This window comes from Streptomyces sp. NBC_00299, assembly GCF_036173045.1.
Taxonomy (GTDB): Bacteria; Actinomycetota; Actinomycetes; order Streptomycetales; family Streptomycetaceae; genus Streptomyces; species Streptomyces machairae.
In genome coordinates this window covers 136,615-151,838 of the sequence record NZ_CP108039.1, presented here as the reverse complement: position 1 = coordinate 151,838, position 15,224 = coordinate 136,615, and the positions used below count along the sequence as shown (strand labels likewise).

Below are 15,224 nucleotides of genomic sequence, written 5' to 3'. Positions count from 1 at the left end.
GTGACCGATCCCTCCCGTTGGCACCATCAGTCTTGTGAAGTGCTCAGCTCAGGAATCGCGTCGCAGTCCATAAGGTCGGGCCGTAAGGCCGGTTCCTTCATTTTGGTCTGCACACGCTCTCATCCCCGCCATCACTTTTGCCGCAGGCTTGTGACTAGATCGCGAGGCAGACCGTGGGTGTCGTGGAGGTACTGGAAGTCCTCATCCTTCAGCGGGCCTTGGAACCGGGATCGGGCAAGCACCTGCCTACCTCGTTCAAGGAGCCGACTGAACCGGCCCTCCTCCTCGAGCAGCAGTCGGCGCACGTCGCTGGGATCTACTTCCTGGCGGAAGTGGTCCAGGGTGTGTGAGACCAACTCGTCCGGCAGGTCTCCGAGACCGCGCGACGGATCGTCCCGCCACAGCACGGTGAGCACTCGTCGCAGCAGGCGGCGGAGCACGTAGCCCCGTCCAGTGTTGGCCGGGCGCACTCCGTCGCCGAGTACCACGATGGCTGAGCGCAGGTGGTCATAGACCAGGCGCAGCGACGGTTCGTCAAGTGGCCACAGAGCCGGCACGATACGGCGCCAGGGGTCGAAAACGTCACACTCGAACACTGACGACTGGCCCTGCAGCAGAGAGGCCAGCCGCTCCAGGCCGAGCCCAGTGTCGACGTTGCGTTGGGGAAGCGGTACAAGGGAACCGTCTTCGAGTCGACGATGGCGCATCATCACGTGGTTCCAGACCTCTACCCAGCGGTCGTCGCGTGTGGGTGTCGATTGGGGTGGGGTGTCACCGCTCCACAGAAAGATCTCCGAGTCGGGGCCGCACGGGCCGACCGGTCCGTTGTCCCACCAGTTGTCCTCCACGGTGAGCTCGACGGGAACGCCGAGGTCCTGCCACAACTGCAGGGAAGCAGTGTCTGGCCCAATCTGGTCATCGCCGCCATAGACGGTGGCATACAGCAAGCCCGGATCGACACCCAGTCCATCGGTGAGCAGCCTGTACCCCCAGTCGAGACTCAGTGAGCCCTCGTAGTCGCCCAGCGACCAAGTGCCGAGCATCTCGAAGACAGTCAGATGGGTGGCATCGCCGACCTCCTCCAGATCCGTGGTGCGCAGACACCGCTGCACATTGACCAATCGCTGGCCCAGCGGATGGGGGTGCCCCTCCAGATACGGGGTGAGCGGATGCATGCCGGAGGTAGTGAACAGCACCGAGTCGCCAGGGTGTGGCAGCAGCGTCGAGCCGGTGATTCGGCGGTGATCACGCTCCTCGAAGTACTCGACGAACGTGCGGACAATCTTCTCCGTGTTCATGAGGGTGGCTCCTTCGCGTCACAGCGGGGGAAGGCACCGGATAACGGGACCACGCTGGTCATCGCACCAAGGCAAGAAGCCAAGAACGCCACGGGACCACCGACGGGCCGTTTCCGGTCGCCGGTGGGAAAGGGAGAAGGTCAGACGGCGGCAACCGGCGAGCTGGTCGCTCGCGCGGTCGCGATGATGCTTCGGCCGGTGACGTTCATGCGGCCGACAATAACGCGCCCCGCCCTTTGAGGCACACGAATTTTCCGCCAGAACGTCCTGGCCTCGCGCGGGTCCCGCCAGGCAGGCGGCCGGGAACTCGATAGCGGTGAAGCTGCCTCGCCACCTCTGATGCTCAGAAGTGCCAACACGAGCGCCCAGTCATACCTGTTCCCGAACGCCAGGAGCAGCCGGCGGGTCTGAACAGAAGAACTTGACAGGGAACTGCGCATCCGCTGGGAACGCCGCGACGACATCCACGAAGCCTTCCTCGGACTCGCCGTCTGCCTGATCACCCACAGACACGTCCAGAGGCTTTGTTAGGGCCAGTAGGCCCGCCGGTCATCGGCGAGCGCGCCCAACCCAGCCCTCCGCGATGAGTCATTCATGACTCTCCCCGGGCCGGCCAGACGGGTCGGTGTCCCATCTGCCCCGAAGCGCCAGGCTCAAGGTGTGTACGGCGGAGCCAGGCGGGCTGCCTGCTTCGGCAACAGCATTGTTTGTGTGTGCGGAGCGTGAGGAAGTCGGGTGCAGGGAGAAGGTGACTACCGGCCGTGCGAGGACGGTGGGCGGGGTCTGGGAGGGTGGGGGTTATGGATATCGCGCAGGAACAATGTCACTGTCACCGGCAACCCACAGGGGCCGACGGTGGTGTTGGTTCACGGGTTCGGCTGTGATCAGAACATGTGGCGGCTCACGGTGCCGGCCGACCTGTGGGCGGACTGCAGAAATTCTCCAGCGCCTGACTGCCGTACGCTCTCCCAGCGGCACTGAACTGCCCCCGTATCAGCCGCTGCACCAAGGTCCGCGGGTTCGAAGAGGCTTCAGCCGGTACGCCCACCGTCGGTCGGAGGCACGCAACGACGAGGGCCCAGCCCGTACGCATCCGGACCACTCGGCATACGTTTGCCGAGTGGTCCGGAAGGCTCTGCCGGTCGAGGCAGAGCATCGCGAGAGTGACCCAGCGACGCCAGGACGTCAACCGTCTGACCTGGTGTTCGTCCAAGCCGGCCAGGCCCTTGGCGGCCTGGAACGTCTCCTCGACAGTCCATCTGCGCCGGGCTACCCGCATTAGTGTGGCCAGCGGCACCGGGCTGGCCGAGTAGCAGCGATAGAAGGCGAGTTCTCCGCTGCTGCGGTTGCGGCGAGGGGGGCGCTGCACCATCCCGGAAATGGTCGACCAAGCCCACAACCGCAAGAACCGCGGCTCGCGCGGCGGCCGGCCACCGAAGTCCGACCCACAGGGCGACAAGGCTCGGCACGCGGTCGGGTGCGGCATCAACCGCTCGAGGACTCGCTGGAGCACGCGGACGATCACACCGTTGGGGGTCCGGCTGCGGTGCCGTTCGAGGTCAAGCTGGCCCACTGGGGGTGGCCGCCCTTGTCGGCGGACAGACCATCTTTGCAGACGACGCACGAGGCACCTCAGCCCTGCCCTGTTCTTGCTCTCCGGGGAGATCGCCGGAGAGCCGAAACGGCACCTTCGCCATGCTGCTGACCTGCACCGTCTTCGTCACCACGCTGGGAGCCGTGGCTGGACTGACCCTCGCCGCCGCGGCTTCCCTGTCACCATGACCTCTAGGCCCGCCCACGCAGCCGCCGTCGGGCGTCGGCGGAGCAGGAGGTACGCCTCACACGGCTGGTGCTGATGACGCTCGGCGTGGTGAGCGTCGCTCTCGCCACGGGACTCTACAACTGGAGCATCCTGTTCTTCGCCTCCTGGGCCGCCAGCGTGGCCGTTGAGATCCTGCCTGTGTTGCTCTACACCTTCTTCTGGCGAGGACTCACCCGGCGCGGCCTGCTGGGGACGCTATTCGGCTCGGCGGCTTGCTGCTGCGTGCTGCAGTTGTTCAGCCCGACCGTCTCCGGCACCTCGCTGGCCTTGTTCCCCGAGCAGGACTTCGTCTAGTTTCCGTTGGAGAACGTTGCTGTAGTCATCGTCCCCCTCGGCTTCTTCTTCGGCTGGATCGTGGGCCGCCTGGACAGCCCTGCCAACCGCGGGAGACGCCAATCCCAGAGGATCCCGCAGGTCACCAACGGCCACAGATACTGATCCAACCACTCGAAAGGCAGTATGTGAGAGGCCCGGTTCCTTCGACCTGTTCGAATCAAGGGCTGCGACACGCTGCCGTCGCCGGCCCGGAAACCCCGAGGCCGAGTCGCCCGCGCTGGGCGCGGGCTTCGCAACGCATGCGTCCTCCGGGCCCGCAGGCCGGAGGACGCATACCGGGGCTGTTCCGAACCTCGCCTTGCGCGAGTAGCCAGCGCTTGGGTTGCTCAAGCCTGGTGGCACCCGAAGAGACGGGGCGAGGGCCCGGGGCCGGGCGTTGGCTGAGCCGGGCCCTCACGAGGAATCGCGCACCCGGGGGAGGAGGTTCATTGCGCGATGGCCAGCTCAACGAAGCGCACGTCGTCCAGGTAACTCACAGCCCTCCGGCCGGACGGTGAGAGAAGCGGGCCAGCGTTGCTGCTCGCGGCCCGCCATTGAGACGGTGAGGACGTCCCGCAGCTCCCGTACGGCGCGTTCGTGGTGGTGCTCGATAAGGATCGCCTCGTACAGGTCCAGGGCGCGGCGGCGGACCAGGCCGGTGCGGTAGCCGTCCGGGAGCGCGGACAGGGCGGCGACCGTTCGGCGGCACGCTTCGCCGCTGTCGCCGGCGTGGTGGGAGCAGACGGCGGCGTCGATGTGGAGCAGGGTGCGCGTCATGGCGCTGGTGGGTGCGGACAGCTCCAGCGCCCGTGTCCGGGTCCACGAGGTTGATCTGCGGTTGCTGCTCCGCCGGTCGGATCGGTTCGGTCGCCATGCAGATGTCTCCCAATTCTGCTCGGCGCTTCAATACGACACCAGGTCGAGGCGCTCGTCGGCGCGGCGCTCCACCGGTGTGGTGTCCCGGGAGACCAGGAAGGCGGGGCGGGTGGGGCGCGCGGGGGAGTTGGCGACGGCGTTGTACGTGATGAGTAGCAGCGCCCGGCGGTCTGCCGACAGGTTGTTGGACGAGGAGTGGACGATGCTCGGGTGGAAGACCTGGACGGAGCCGCGTGGCCCCGTGAAAACCTTGCGGCCGCTCTCGTCGGCAAGGGCCTGCGCCCGGTCGTCGTTCACGGTATAGGCGAGGTCGGCCGACACATGCGAGCGCCAGTCGGACTCCGGGCCGTCCGTGCCGCCCTCGGGAAGGTCGAGCAGACCCAGCCGGTGCGAGCCCGGTATGGCGGTGAGCGGTCCATTGCCCTCGTGGACATCGTCCAGGGAGACGGCGATGTTGACGGCGTCGGGGCTCGGCATGCCGTCCTCCTCGTGCCAGAATGCGAAGTCCTGGTGCCACGGCCAGGCCGCCCCTTCGTGCGCCTGCTTGAGGTTGACCTTGAACTGGTAGACGTAGACGGGCCCGCCGGCGAGCCCCTCCGCGAGTTCCACCAGCCGAGGCAGGCGGACGAGGGCCGCACACACCTCGTCGAAGGCGTGGCAGCCGTGGATGGCACGAACCGTGCCGCTGTCCTTCTCGTGCACGACCTCGGGCCGCTGCTCACGGCTGATGGAGAGCACGCGCTCCCGCAACAGCGCGACGGCGTCGTCGCTGAAGCGGAACGGCGGCTCGCACCAACCGTCCTTCTCATAGGCGGACTTGAGCTCGGCGAGCGAGGTGACGGCAGTGCCTGCCGAGGTGCTGGCCATGGACACGAATCTCCTGGGGTGACGTAGGGAAGGGGGCGCGGGCCCTGCGGGGCCGGTGCACGTCAGGCGGAGGTGAGGACGAGGGCGGCGTTCTGACCGCCGAAGCCGGGACCTGCTGAGCGCACTGGTGGTGAACCCGTCCCGGGGCTTGTCGGTCACCAGGTCGAGCCCGGCCGCCGCGTCGTCCACCCGGATTTCGCTCCGAGCCTGTTGAGCATGAGGTGCATGGCGTGGACATCAAGCCCGAACATAGCGAGTCCAGGTGCGCCGTGAGTATGCGAGAGGCCGATCGTGTAGGCGAATCCAGGGCCGATCTCGTCCTCGAGAACCATCACGACGTGCCCTCCGCGCTGCTGCACACTCTCGATGATCGTCAGATCCGCGCGGTCCGCTTCGTCTCGGTCACCGTAGTCATGGCAGAGGCTGCAGCCGCACTGTAACGGATCATCAGTCATGTCCGGAGGCTACGAGGTAAGCGTCCGAGTCGGGCAGCCGGGGTTCACAACGACCCGTTCAATCGAACGACATCGCCTCCTCCGCGGCGGCTCCCCAAGATCCGTGCCAGACCCGAGAGTTGATGTCACTGTGCTGCTACGGCCTCAGGGCATGGGCAGTGGGCCGCAGCCGAGAGTAGGAGGCGAGAGCTGCGAACGGCGTACGTCAAGGCCTGTAAGCAAGGCGCCCTCTTCGCTATGGACGAGGTGCGTGTACCGCTGCCCCCACTGACCGCACCGGGGGCAACCATCCCTCCACGCGAGGCTGTCAGTGCTCCGTCTCTGCGTGCTGCGTCTTGCTCTCAGGAGCAGCGGCCGACTTGGGGGCGGTGTAGAAGACGGACCTTCCTTGCTTCGTGCGCTCCGCCTGACTCTTGGCCACGAGTCCCTCGAGCGTAACCCGCACGACCTTGTCCGCGAATTGGCGCTCGGGGTGGGCCTGGCCGAGTGCTGCAGAGATCTCCGCAGCCGAGCGCGGTTCCCTCAGTTCGAGCAGGTGGCGGCGAATGAGCTCGACCAGAGTGACCTGAGCCGCCTTTGCGGCATTTGCCGGCTTGGCCCCAGGCTTCTTGGGTGCTGCCTGCTGAGGCGAGGCGGTGGACGTCCGAGTCTTTCGCTTCCCGCCGCGTGCGGCGCCGGTCTTCTGCCGGGGCGAGGGCACCGCGGCACTCTCGGACTCTGCCGCGGTCTGGGCTGGCGCCCGGGTGACGCCGAGTGCCTGCTGAATGCTCACCAGCACTGTGTGGTCGTGCTGCACTGCGGCAAGCCGCTCTTGCAGGGACGCGATCTCCGTAGTGAGACGTTCCTGCTCTTTCACATTGCGTTCGAGGTCGCCTGTCACCTGGGCGACGTACTGCGATGTCAGTTCAGTGGCGGGAGTCGTTGTCTCGGGCATGGGTGACCTTCCTCGGCGAATGAACGTCCTGCGGGCTGCACCACATGGAAGTGACGGCCCTCTTGGGCGAGGTCCAGGCGGCGCGGCTGCGGGTGCCGCAAGTGCCGCAAGATGCCTCGGCGTACGGATGGTAACGACAAACAGCGCTGGTTGTTCCTGCCAGGTGATGTCTTCTTACTGGCCCTAACAAAGCCTCTGGACGTGCCGGTGGGTGATCAGGCAGACGGCGAGTCCGAGGAAGGCTTCGTGGATGTCGTCGCGTCGTTCCCAGCGGATGCGTAGGCGGCGGAAGCCGTGCAGCCAGGAGATGGTCCGCTCGACGACCCAGCGGAAAGTGCCCAGGCCGGTGCCGTGCGGTTGTCCCCGCTCGGCGATCGCGGGCCGGATCCCGCGCTGCCGCAGGAGCCGGCGATACTTGTCGTGGTCGTGGCCGCGGTCGGCGAAGAGCATGTCGGGCCGCCGACGCGGCCGGCCAGCGACTCCCGCCGCGGCGGGGATCTTGTCCAGCAGCGGCAGCAACTGTGTGACGTCGTTGCGGTTGCCGCCGGTCAGCGACACCGCGAGCGGGATGCCTTGACCGTCGGTGATGAGGTGGTGCTTGCTGCCCGGGCGTGCGCGGTCGACCGGGCTGGGACCGCTTTTGGGCCCCGTCGTGCGGCCCGGACGTGGGAGGAATCGATCACCGCCCGCGACCAGTCCAGCTGGTTCTTCGACCGCAGCTTGTTCAGCAGCAGTTGGTGGAGCTGGTCCCAGACGCCCGCCTCGTTCCAGGCCGCCAGGCGGCGCCAGCAGGTCATGCCCGAGCCGAAGCCGAGCTCCTGGGGCAGGTACTCCCACTGGATGCCGGTGTGCAGCACGAACAGGATGCCGCACAAGGCCTGCCGGTCGGGCACCCGCGGTCGCCCTTCCACCTGCTTCGGCGGTGGCTCGGGCAGCAACGGCTCGATGAGCGACCACAGTTCGTCGGACACGATCCACGGCCGCGACTGACGCTTCCCCATGACCACATCAACGAACGATCAAGCCGACAGTCACATGATCAACCCGCTTTTGTTAGAGCCAGTTACTCTGGAGAACAGTTTCATGATTGTCATACCCGGTGTCCGTGAGGCAGTGCGACGGGAGGTGGCTGAGGCTGGGGCAGGTGCTACACCACTCGTTGTTCGCCCGGTCGTAATGCCATGCCCCCGGGCGCGTGTGGCCACCAGTCGGTCAAGGAGGTCGCGGGTCTGCTGGGGGGAGTGCCCGCGCAGGCGGGTGAGGGTGTCCATGTCGACGCTGATCCTGATGACAGTCATCCCTCGCAGACCCAGGAACCAGCGGTCGTCGTGCTCGGCGAAGGCAGACTCTGTCACCCCGTGGCTGCGTAAGTCAGAAGCAGGAACGGTTGTCGGTAGATTCTGAGAACGACCGCGGGCCGGCAGCCGTGGAAATCTCGGTGAGAGGGTGGAAATCTCGGTGAGAAGTAGGAACGAGTCGGCGCACTTGTCTCGCGGTCTCGGTGTCGGATTCCCGGACCGCCGGGTTCGTCCATGGGCGATGATCACCTCATGGACAGGGTTGTGGATCTTGATGAGGTGGCTGCAGTTCTGGCTGATCGGACGGTGGGCTGGAGGTCGGCTGGCCTCGAAGTGGGCCAGCTGACTTGGCGGGATGCTGAGGCGTCGTGGCCGCAGGCTCTGGAGACCGACAGAGCTCGCGTCCAGGACCCCGACTCGGTTGGTGTGGTCATCTCGGGTCCGGGAGAGGCCGAGCTGTCGGTTGTGCTGTTCCGGGGTGGCTGGGCCGACGTGGACTTCATCGCCAGCCTCGACAACGCAGGTTCCCTCCCGGCGTCGGACATCGCCTCACCGGTGGATTTCGAAGCCCGGATGAATCAGTGGGTCGCTCGTGTCTTCGGGGTGTGCGGCGGTGCTCAGTGAGTGCTGGTCCGTCTCGGTTCAGCTGGCAGGCTGGTGTTCGGCCCGGGCCCGGGTAGTGGCGCGGCGGTAGGAGTCTGTGCCGGTTTCGATGATGTTGCCGCCGAAGGTGAGGCGGTCGACGATGGCCGCGCAGAGGCGGGGGTCGGTGATGGTCTTGGTCCAGCCGGAGAAGGACTCGTTGGAGGCGATGGCGACGCTGTTCTTCTCCTCGCGTTCGGTCAGGACCCGGAAGAGGAGTTCGGCGCCGCGGCGGTCGAGTTCCATGTAGCCGAGTTCGTCGATGCAGAGGAGATCGACGCGGCCGTAGCGGGCGATGGTCTTGGTCAGCTGCTTCTCATCGGCGGCTTCAACGAGCTCGTTGACCAGCTTCGTCGCCAGCACGTATTTGACCCGGTAGTCGGCCATCGCGGCCTCGGTGCCCAGCGCGATCAGCAGGTGAGACTTGCGCGTAGATTCGCTTGACGGTGTGCCGCTGCTTGCGCGGCGCGGTGAGATCGGCCGTGAGGATGCCGTCGATCACCGGCTTGTAGGGGTCCAGCCGTGTCTCCCGCGGCTCCATCATCTTCCGCGGTTCTGGCAACGCCGAGATCAGGGCCTTCTGTACGGTCTCGAAGCCGGCGCCGTGCTTCCGCATGACCGCCCGCAGCCACATGCCGCCCTTGGCGTCACGACGGATCGCCCGTACAGATCGACCTTGGACTTCGGCAACACCCGGGCCCCCTCGTCGTGCAGAGCACAACCATGGTCCCGAAGCAAGCGCCGAGGCGTTCTCGAAACTCAGCGACATCACTCTCCCGTGGAACCGGGCGTTCCTGCCGCTGAGCATCAGACGTTCTTGAAACTCACCAACAAAGCCACCCCCCCGGCACGGTGAGCTGTTATAGGCCGATTACGCCAGTGAGTTCACCGGGGGAGGACTCGCAGTCTCCTCTCGGGTGGGGCCAAGGCTCACTGGTGATCAATCTTCTTCGGCGCTCAGGTGGGTCCAACCCCCGTTCTAGCATGGGCCGCTGTTCATCCGTAAAGCGCACTTCAGGGAGTGTTGGGTCGTACAGGGATTCTGTTGGCGTCGATCCGAACTGGCACAGTGGTCGCCACCCACGATCTGGTCGGCCGACGGTTGCAAAGGGCTTCGGAGATGGCGTTCAGTTATCGGGTTTGATCTTCGAGGACAGGGCGAACAGCCCTGCCGCCGCCGCGATGAGACCTCCGGCCAGTTCCTCGTAGCCCTGAAAGTAAGAGATGGGGATGCCGATGACGCAGGCAGTTCCCGCCATGTTGGTGACGCGTCCGATAAGTCGCCTGAATCTGCTCGGCGGCGGAGAGTGATGGGGGTTGGGCGGGTCTCCCCAGTAGGGGAAGGGACCCGGCCTGGGTTTCCAGTCCTCGTCCAGGAGTCGGATGAACTCCGGGTGATGGCGGGCATAGCTTAGGCGGCGGGGGGCCAGGCGCCGCCACGGCAGCCAACCCTGCCTGATGGCGTTCCAGGTGAGCCCCGGCAGGCAGGCCACGGCCGCCCAGATCGCCGAGACCGTCCACTCTCCGGCCGAAGCCGGCAGAATACGGAGGAGTTGGTCCAGCCGGCCGCTGGCAGCGTAGGCGATCAACGCGGCTATGGAGAGCACCGCCGCGGTCTGCTCGATCTGATGTCCGGTGTGGCAGCGGGCACAGCGTGGCACATACACGACTTCCTGGCGCCACTTGGTGCGCAGCACAACGATCCATGGGGTCATGGTGGTTGTGGCACCCTGATGCAGCCCCAGGACGCGGTCGTGCCAGGACGCCGGTGTGGCATTCCCGCAGAACCAGCACTCCCGCACCACGAGCTTCCTCTCCCTTACGACCGGTCCTGCTGGTTCCGTCCCATGGGCTGTGCGTGCCGGACGGCAGCCTGCAGCGCATGGATCAGAACTGCAGCCACGACCGGCGCCGGGGATGCGGGCACGTCGTCAGAAGACATCGCGAGGATGGTACCGACGTCGGCCCGGGACCGGGCCCCTCAGGGAGGTTATTAAGAGCACCAGCCGCGAGGGCCTGACGGTAGCCCGCGCCGAGATCAAGGGACGTTCACCGTGACCGACCCCAACACCCTCGTGACCACCCTCAATGAGGGAATCGGACGCGCCCGTGCCTATGGCTGTGGACTTGTCCTCATCCGCTGACTACCTCAAGAGCGCCTACTCCTACACCGCGCCAGGGCACCGATGGTCGAAGCTTCTTTGCCAACGAGGTGATCTGAGACTGCTGCTCCCCGCACCCGCGGGACAATCCGCGGGGGTGTCGGCGAGGTGAGTTGCTCCGCTCCCCACGACCACAGGGAGCAGCGGGCCCGTCGACCCACTCCTCGTCGACCTCGGGCTGGGGATCACTCGGATCACTCTGCAGGCCGAGAAGGATGTCACGGCCCTTCTCCCGGGGCCCTCGTAGATCCGCGGATGCGGATCGGTGGCCTCGCACAGCTCCTGTGCGGTGGGCTCCAGGTATGGCGTGATCGGCGGAGGAAGCTCGGTCATGTTCACTCCATGTCGCGAGCACAGGTGTGCCCTGTTCTTGCGGCCTCACGGGCTCGGCTGGTGATCCACCCTCCGTTGGAACCGCCCCCGATCCATCGTCGTCCCCCGAGCCCAAGCCGCAACCTGCCGCAAACGTGGACGTGGGCGTGTTTCCGGTTTCCGTCGGCGGGCCGGCGGCGGAAACGTCGTAGAGCCTGTGCTTCATCAGTAGCGGCATGGCGACCTTGGCTCACCGTGATCGCGGCAACCCGGACGCGGGTCGTGCCTTCCTCTGGCTGGTGCTGCCGCCCCTCTGGCAGGCGGTTTGTTGCCGGCCTCTCACCGTGCTCACGGCGGTGCTGCGGCCACGTCGCGCCGCGGAGCCCGGCGCCGCCGGTCAGGCGCCGGCCGCAGCACGCCGGATCGCGGTCAGGGTGCGTGCTACGTCGTCGTCGGTGGTGGACCAGTTGCTCACAGAGATGCGCATGACGCGATGCCCCTGCCAGGTGGAGCCGCCGATCCAGGCGGTGCCCTCGTCGAGCAGCCGGGAAATGACCCGGTCGGTGTGCGCGTCGTCACCGAACGTGGCGCAGACCTGGGTGAAGACAACGTCGTTGAGGACGGTCGCGCCGTCGATCGCCGCGATGCCGGTGGCGAACTGTGCGGCATGCCGACACAAGCCGTCGACGAGGTCGGCAACTCCCTTGCGGCCCAGTGATCGCAGAGCTGCCCACACCGGAAAGGCGCGTCCGCGTCGCGAGAGCTCCGGCACCGTGTCGACCGGATCGCCGCGCGTATCGTGGATGAGGTAGGCGCCCTTTCGGCTCATCGCCGCCCGGAGCGCTGCCGCGTCACGCACGACAGCCAGACCGCAGTCATAGGGGACATTGAGCGTTTTGTGTGCGTCGGTGGCCCACGAGTCGGCGTCGGGGCACCCTGCAGTCCAGTGGGCGAGGCGGGGAGATGCGGCCGCCCAGAGCCCGAAGGCCCCGTCGATGTGGACCCAGGCATCGGCCTGACGGGCAGCACTGACCGCTTGAGGGAAGGGATCGAAGCCGCCGGAGTGCAGGTTGCCGGCCTGCAGGATCACGATGGTAGGTCCCGGCGCCCCGGTGGTCAGCGTGTGGCGTAGATCGTCGGGTCGCATGCGTCCCTGATCGTCGGTCGCCACCAGTTCGGGCTCGCCCAGACCGAGATAGCTCAGGGCGAGGTCGATGGCGATGTGACGCTCGGCGCCGGCGACGACGCGCACGACGGGGCCTCCGGCCAGTCCATCCCGGGCCGCTCTCCAGCCGGCGTTGCTCAGCATGGCGTCACGTGCCGCGGCCAGGCAGGCGAAGTTGGCCATGGTGGCGCCGGTGGTGAAGCCGACGCCGGAGGCGTGGGGCAGGTGGAGCAGATCGAGCAGCCATGTGCCGGCGATGTCCTCGGCCGCCGCATAGGCGGGTGAGACGGCCCGCATGACGCAGTTCTGGTCCCAGGCGGTGACCAGCCAGTCCGCGGCGACGGCGGCGGGGAGGCTGCCACCGACGACGAAGCCGTAGAAGCGGCCTCCAGGGAAGCCGGTCAGACCCGGCTCGCAGGCCGTGGCGAGCAAGTCGATCACATCGGCCGGAGGCGTGGGGTCGTCGGGCAAGGTGGTGCCCAGCGCGCGGACGATCTCCTCGGCCGGGGCACGAGCGGGGACTGGTCGGTCGGACAGTCCGGCCAGCCAGCGCACCGCGTGTTCGTACGCCCGGTGGAGCGCCATCTCGCGCGCGTCCATATCTCAGACTAGGGAGCGGGGCTGTCGGCACGCAAACCGGCACGTGGCGCAACAACGACGTCGGATGGATACCTCAGACGTTCACCTGCTGATTGTTGTCAGCGCACGCATGGGGGAGAGGCAGCAGTCCCACAGGAGTCATCGGCGACGCCTGGCACGACTGTTTGCCAGGGGCCAGACGGTACGGGTGTTTGCCGAACCAGACCTGGGCGGAGGCGGGCCCGCGGGGGCGGAAGCCGTCGAGGCTTCGTCACCCGCCCGCTCGAGTACACCCCGTGACGGGGATTCTCCGGGTACTCACCTGTCAGTTTCCCGCTGTTGTCCACCGACCACGCGCCGCGGATTGCTTCGGGAAGTACATAGCCGTTCGGGTCGTCGATGTACGTCGGGTCGATCTCGGCGACGCAGCCACCGGGATGCTCAGCGGCGGAGCCAACGGCGACGGGTGGGTGAGGAGTCTCAGCGAGCAGGACTGTCCCTCCCTCAAGTAAGGGGTGGGGGTAGGGCGTCATCGGCGTCTGGCGGCGTCTCACCTACTTCTGCGGAGGCGTCATCGATGGGACGCTGGCGGAGTCGGGTTTGTCAGGGATCAGCTCGGCACTCCCAGCTCCCGAGGTCCTGGGAGTTCCTGTACGCCGTGTGCTGCCGAGTCCTGAGAGTGAAGCCCAGGGGCCCGTCCGACGAGCGGTAGAGGACGTAATTTGGTGGCCACGTACTCCGCGGCGTCCCTAGGGTCGTGGAATGACACGCGACACTGTGGATCCGGCGACGATCACCCCCGAGATGGCTGCTCAGATCCGCAAGTGGCGGGTCGACGAGGACTTCTCCTGGCGTGCTGTGGCCCAGGCTGCGTCCGAGTTGTGGGGCTCCGAATGGGGCAGCAACCAGCTCTACGGCGAAGACCTCTGTGTAGCCGCGGCGAAGGTGCTGCGTGAAGACCCCTACCAGGACCCGTGGAACTGACGCCCGCCAGGTGGTTGCCCTCGGATCAGCAGCAGTCCACCGGGCCCACAGGACGCCGAGCATCGGGGATACCTCAATCCAGAAGCGCCGCAACACCGGGGGGATCATGAAGACCCGTACAGCAGCGTGCGCTGCCCTGCTCGCCATCGCCGCCCTCACCGGCTGCAGCAGCGACACCAACGCCGACCCGGCAGCCTGTAAGGCGGCACTCACCAAGGAAATGCAAGACGCCGTGGACAGCGGCAAGGAAGGCAGCCGGCCGGACGTGTGCGACGGCATCAGCGACAAGAAACTCGAAGAGATCGCCGGTGAAGTCGTCGGCAAGGAACTGGAGGACTCCCTCGGAGACATCGACGCCAGCCTCGACGACACCCTGGAAGACCTGGAGACCTCGGCACCCTGAGCTGTTGGAGGGGGCGCCCGTCGCTGGCAACCCGCGCAACGGGCGCGCTCTACCGCCGACACTGCGACTGGCTCCGAGCCCAGCGTCCGCCCTGCCGGCTGTGCGGCCAGAGCATTGGCTACGAGCTTGACGCCCGTCACCCGCCGTCGCCCACCCTCGACAACGAGCAGCCACTGTCCCGCGGCGATGGACCTCCTCGCCCCCTCCGCACACCGGCGCTGCAACTCCAGCCGCGGCAACCGGACCGTGCCGCGTACGCCCCAGCGCACGTCACGGATGTGGTGATGCGGGGGATCTGAGCCCGCAGCTTCCCGAGCCTCCAACCGGGCGACAGGCTCCCGCTCACGCTCGCGTAGATCTTCTTCCCGAACCCTGCGTTGCTTCCCGCTGCGAATCGCCGCTGGCAGCGAGTGGACCACCACCGGGAACACGCTGTGCCTGATGGCCGACCGTCTCTTCCTCGCCCCGGCTCACGTGACCGCGGCCGCGGCACGCCGCGCGAGACCACCTGACGCTGCCGGTCCGGGCGGTGCGCGGCGTGCGCTCCGCGGCCCTGTGCCGCAGGCCTGGGACGGCTGGCCACTGTGCGGCCGGTGTCACGGATTCCGTACGTGCGTGTTCCTCCAGGCGACCAGCGCGGCGTGGACGCGCCGGCCAGTACCCAGATCGTTCTGGGTCGGGTGGGCGGCCAGGTCGCTCGCAGATGAGCTGCTGCAGGCCTACGGAATCCCGCGACTGCCGCCAGACCAGGGACATTCCCCTGCCCCACGGGAACGGCCTAATTCTGCAACGCCGCTGCGGCTGCTCATGCCATTCGAGGAGCCGGAACGCCCCGTGACCCACATCGCGCCCGTCCGACCGCTGTAACGCCGCCTCTGAGCCCCCTCTCACCCGAGGCCGCACGCCTCGAGCGGGAGGGGTCTGCAAGACCCCGCCCCGGTGTCCACGCCCCTGGACAGGTCGAGCACCGGAGCGCGGCGGCACGTCCGCGTCAAGAGACCGACCGGCTTTGACCGTAGTCGGTCCGAGCAAGGAAAGGAGGCAGTCATGAGCAGCACTCTGGGAACCGTTGCGACTTGGCCGCCCCAGCCGAAGCCCGACGATGACCCGCC

General features: G+C 67.1%; 13 protein-coding genes and 5 pseudogenes. 7 read left to right on the top strand and 11 right to left on the bottom strand.

Annotated elements, in window-relative coordinates; translation table 11 throughout:
- Positions 1–131 precede the first annotated feature (131 nt).
- Positions 132–1,298, bottom strand: a complete 1,167-nt coding sequence (locus OHT51_RS00710; RefSeq protein ID WP_328876899.1) for an alanine--tRNA ligase-related protein — start codon at positions 1,296–1,298, stop codon at positions 132–134.
- 426 nt (positions 1,299–1,724) lie between these two features.
- Between OHT51_RS00710 and OHT51_RS00705 the strand changes: the two are divergent.
- Positions 1,725–1,829, top strand: a pseudogene (locus tag OHT51_RS00705) (IS5/IS1182 family transposase); the annotation flags it as partial.
- Between the two features lie 273 nt (positions 1,830–2,102).
- A pseudogene (locus OHT51_RS43260) lies at positions 2,103–2,213 on the top strand (alpha/beta fold hydrolase); the annotation flags it as partial.
- A gap of 229 nt (positions 2,214–2,442) precedes the next feature.
- Here OHT51_RS43260 and OHT51_RS00700 read toward each other — a convergent pair.
- Positions 2,443–2,592: pseudogene (locus OHT51_RS00700) on the bottom strand (transposase); the annotation flags it as partial.
- Between the two features lie 555 nt (positions 2,593–3,147).
- On the opposite strand from OHT51_RS00700, the gene OHT51_RS00695 reads away from it, so the two are divergent.
- Positions 3,148–3,414, top strand: a complete 267-nt coding sequence (locus OHT51_RS00695) for a hypothetical protein (RefSeq protein WP_328876898.1) — start codon at positions 3,148–3,150, stop codon at positions 3,412–3,414.
- A gap of 486 nt (positions 3,415–3,900) precedes the next feature.
- On the opposite strand, the gene OHT51_RS00690 is transcribed toward OHT51_RS00695, so the two are convergent.
- From OHT51_RS00690 to OHT51_RS00670, 5 genes are all read right to left on the bottom strand, one after another.
- A complete protein-coding gene (locus tag OHT51_RS00690) occupies positions 3,901–4,212 on the bottom strand; it encodes a hypothetical protein (RefSeq protein ID WP_328876897.1) in 312 nt (103 codons plus the stop codon).
- A 126-nt stretch (positions 4,213–4,338) separates the two neighbouring features.
- The gene (locus tag OHT51_RS00685; protein ID WP_328876896.1) at positions 4,339–5,178 is read right to left on the bottom strand and encodes a phytanoyl-CoA dioxygenase family protein; all 840 of its coding nucleotides are present in this window, start codon (positions 5,176–5,178) and stop codon (positions 4,339–4,341) included.
- A gap of 155 nt (positions 5,179–5,333) precedes the next feature.
- A complete protein-coding gene (locus OHT51_RS00680; RefSeq protein WP_328876895.1) occupies positions 5,334–5,633 on the bottom strand; it encodes a DUF4262 domain-containing protein in 300 nt (99 codons plus the stop codon).
- A gap of 307 nt (positions 5,634–5,940) precedes the next feature.
- Entirely contained in the window at positions 5,941–6,567 is a 627-nt protein-coding gene (locus tag OHT51_RS00675; RefSeq protein WP_328876894.1) for a hypothetical protein, read from the bottom strand.
- 183 nt (positions 6,568–6,750) lie between these two features.
- Positions 6,751–7,568, bottom strand: a protein-coding gene (locus tag OHT51_RS00670) for an IS5 family transposase (protein ID WP_328876893.1) whose coding sequence is annotated in 2 segments (ribosomal slippage) — positions 6,751–7,217 and positions 7,217–7,568 — 819 coding nt in all. Because the reading frame shifts where the segments join, the coding sequence is not laid out codon by codon here.
- 549 nt (positions 7,569–8,117) lie between these two features.
- On the opposite strand from OHT51_RS00670, the gene OHT51_RS00665 reads away from it, so the two are divergent.
- Positions 8,118–8,489 (top strand): hypothetical protein, encoded by a 372-nt coding sequence (locus OHT51_RS00665; RefSeq protein ID WP_328876892.1) that lies wholly within the window; start codon positions 8,118–8,120, stop codon positions 8,487–8,489.
- Positions 8,490–8,507: 18 nt separating this feature from the next.
- Here OHT51_RS00665 and OHT51_RS00660 read toward each other — a convergent pair.
- Positions 8,508–8,939: pseudogene (locus OHT51_RS00660) on the bottom strand (ATP-binding protein); the annotation flags it as partial.
- Between the two features lie 695 nt (positions 8,940–9,634).
- Complete coding sequence (locus tag OHT51_RS00655; protein WP_328876891.1) at positions 9,635–10,222, bottom strand: hypothetical protein; 588 nt, start codon at positions 10,220–10,222, stop codon at positions 9,635–9,637.
- A 339-nt stretch (positions 10,223–10,561) separates the two neighbouring features.
- Here OHT51_RS00655 and OHT51_RS00650 point away from each other — a divergent pair, with 339 nt between their 5' ends.
- On the top strand, positions 10,562–10,651 hold the full coding sequence (locus OHT51_RS00650; protein WP_328876890.1) for a type I-E CRISPR-associated protein Cas6/Cse3/CasE: 90 nt from the start codon (positions 10,562–10,564) through the stop codon (positions 10,649–10,651).
- A 148-nt stretch (positions 10,652–10,799) separates the two neighbouring features.
- On the opposite strand, the pseudogene OHT51_RS00645 reads toward OHT51_RS00650, so the two are convergent.
- A pseudogene (locus tag OHT51_RS00645) lies at positions 10,800–11,002 on the bottom strand (esterase); the annotation flags it as partial.
- Positions 11,003–11,378: 376 nt separating this feature from the next.
- Positions 11,379–12,746, bottom strand: a complete 1,368-nt coding sequence (locus tag OHT51_RS00640; protein ID WP_328876889.1) for a pyridoxal phosphate-dependent decarboxylase family protein — start codon at positions 12,744–12,746, stop codon at positions 11,379–11,381.
- A 741-nt stretch (positions 12,747–13,487) separates the two neighbouring features.
- On the opposite strand from OHT51_RS00640, the gene OHT51_RS00635 reads away from it, so the two are divergent.
- A complete protein-coding gene (locus tag OHT51_RS00635) occupies positions 13,488–13,709 on the top strand; it encodes a hypothetical protein (RefSeq protein WP_328876888.1) in 222 nt (73 codons plus the stop codon).
- Between the two features lie 106 nt (positions 13,710–13,815).
- Positions 13,816–14,112 (top strand): hypothetical protein, encoded by a 297-nt coding sequence (locus OHT51_RS00630; protein ID WP_328876887.1) that lies wholly within the window; start codon positions 13,816–13,818, stop codon positions 14,110–14,112.
- Positions 14,113–15,224: the final 1,112 nt, after the last annotated feature.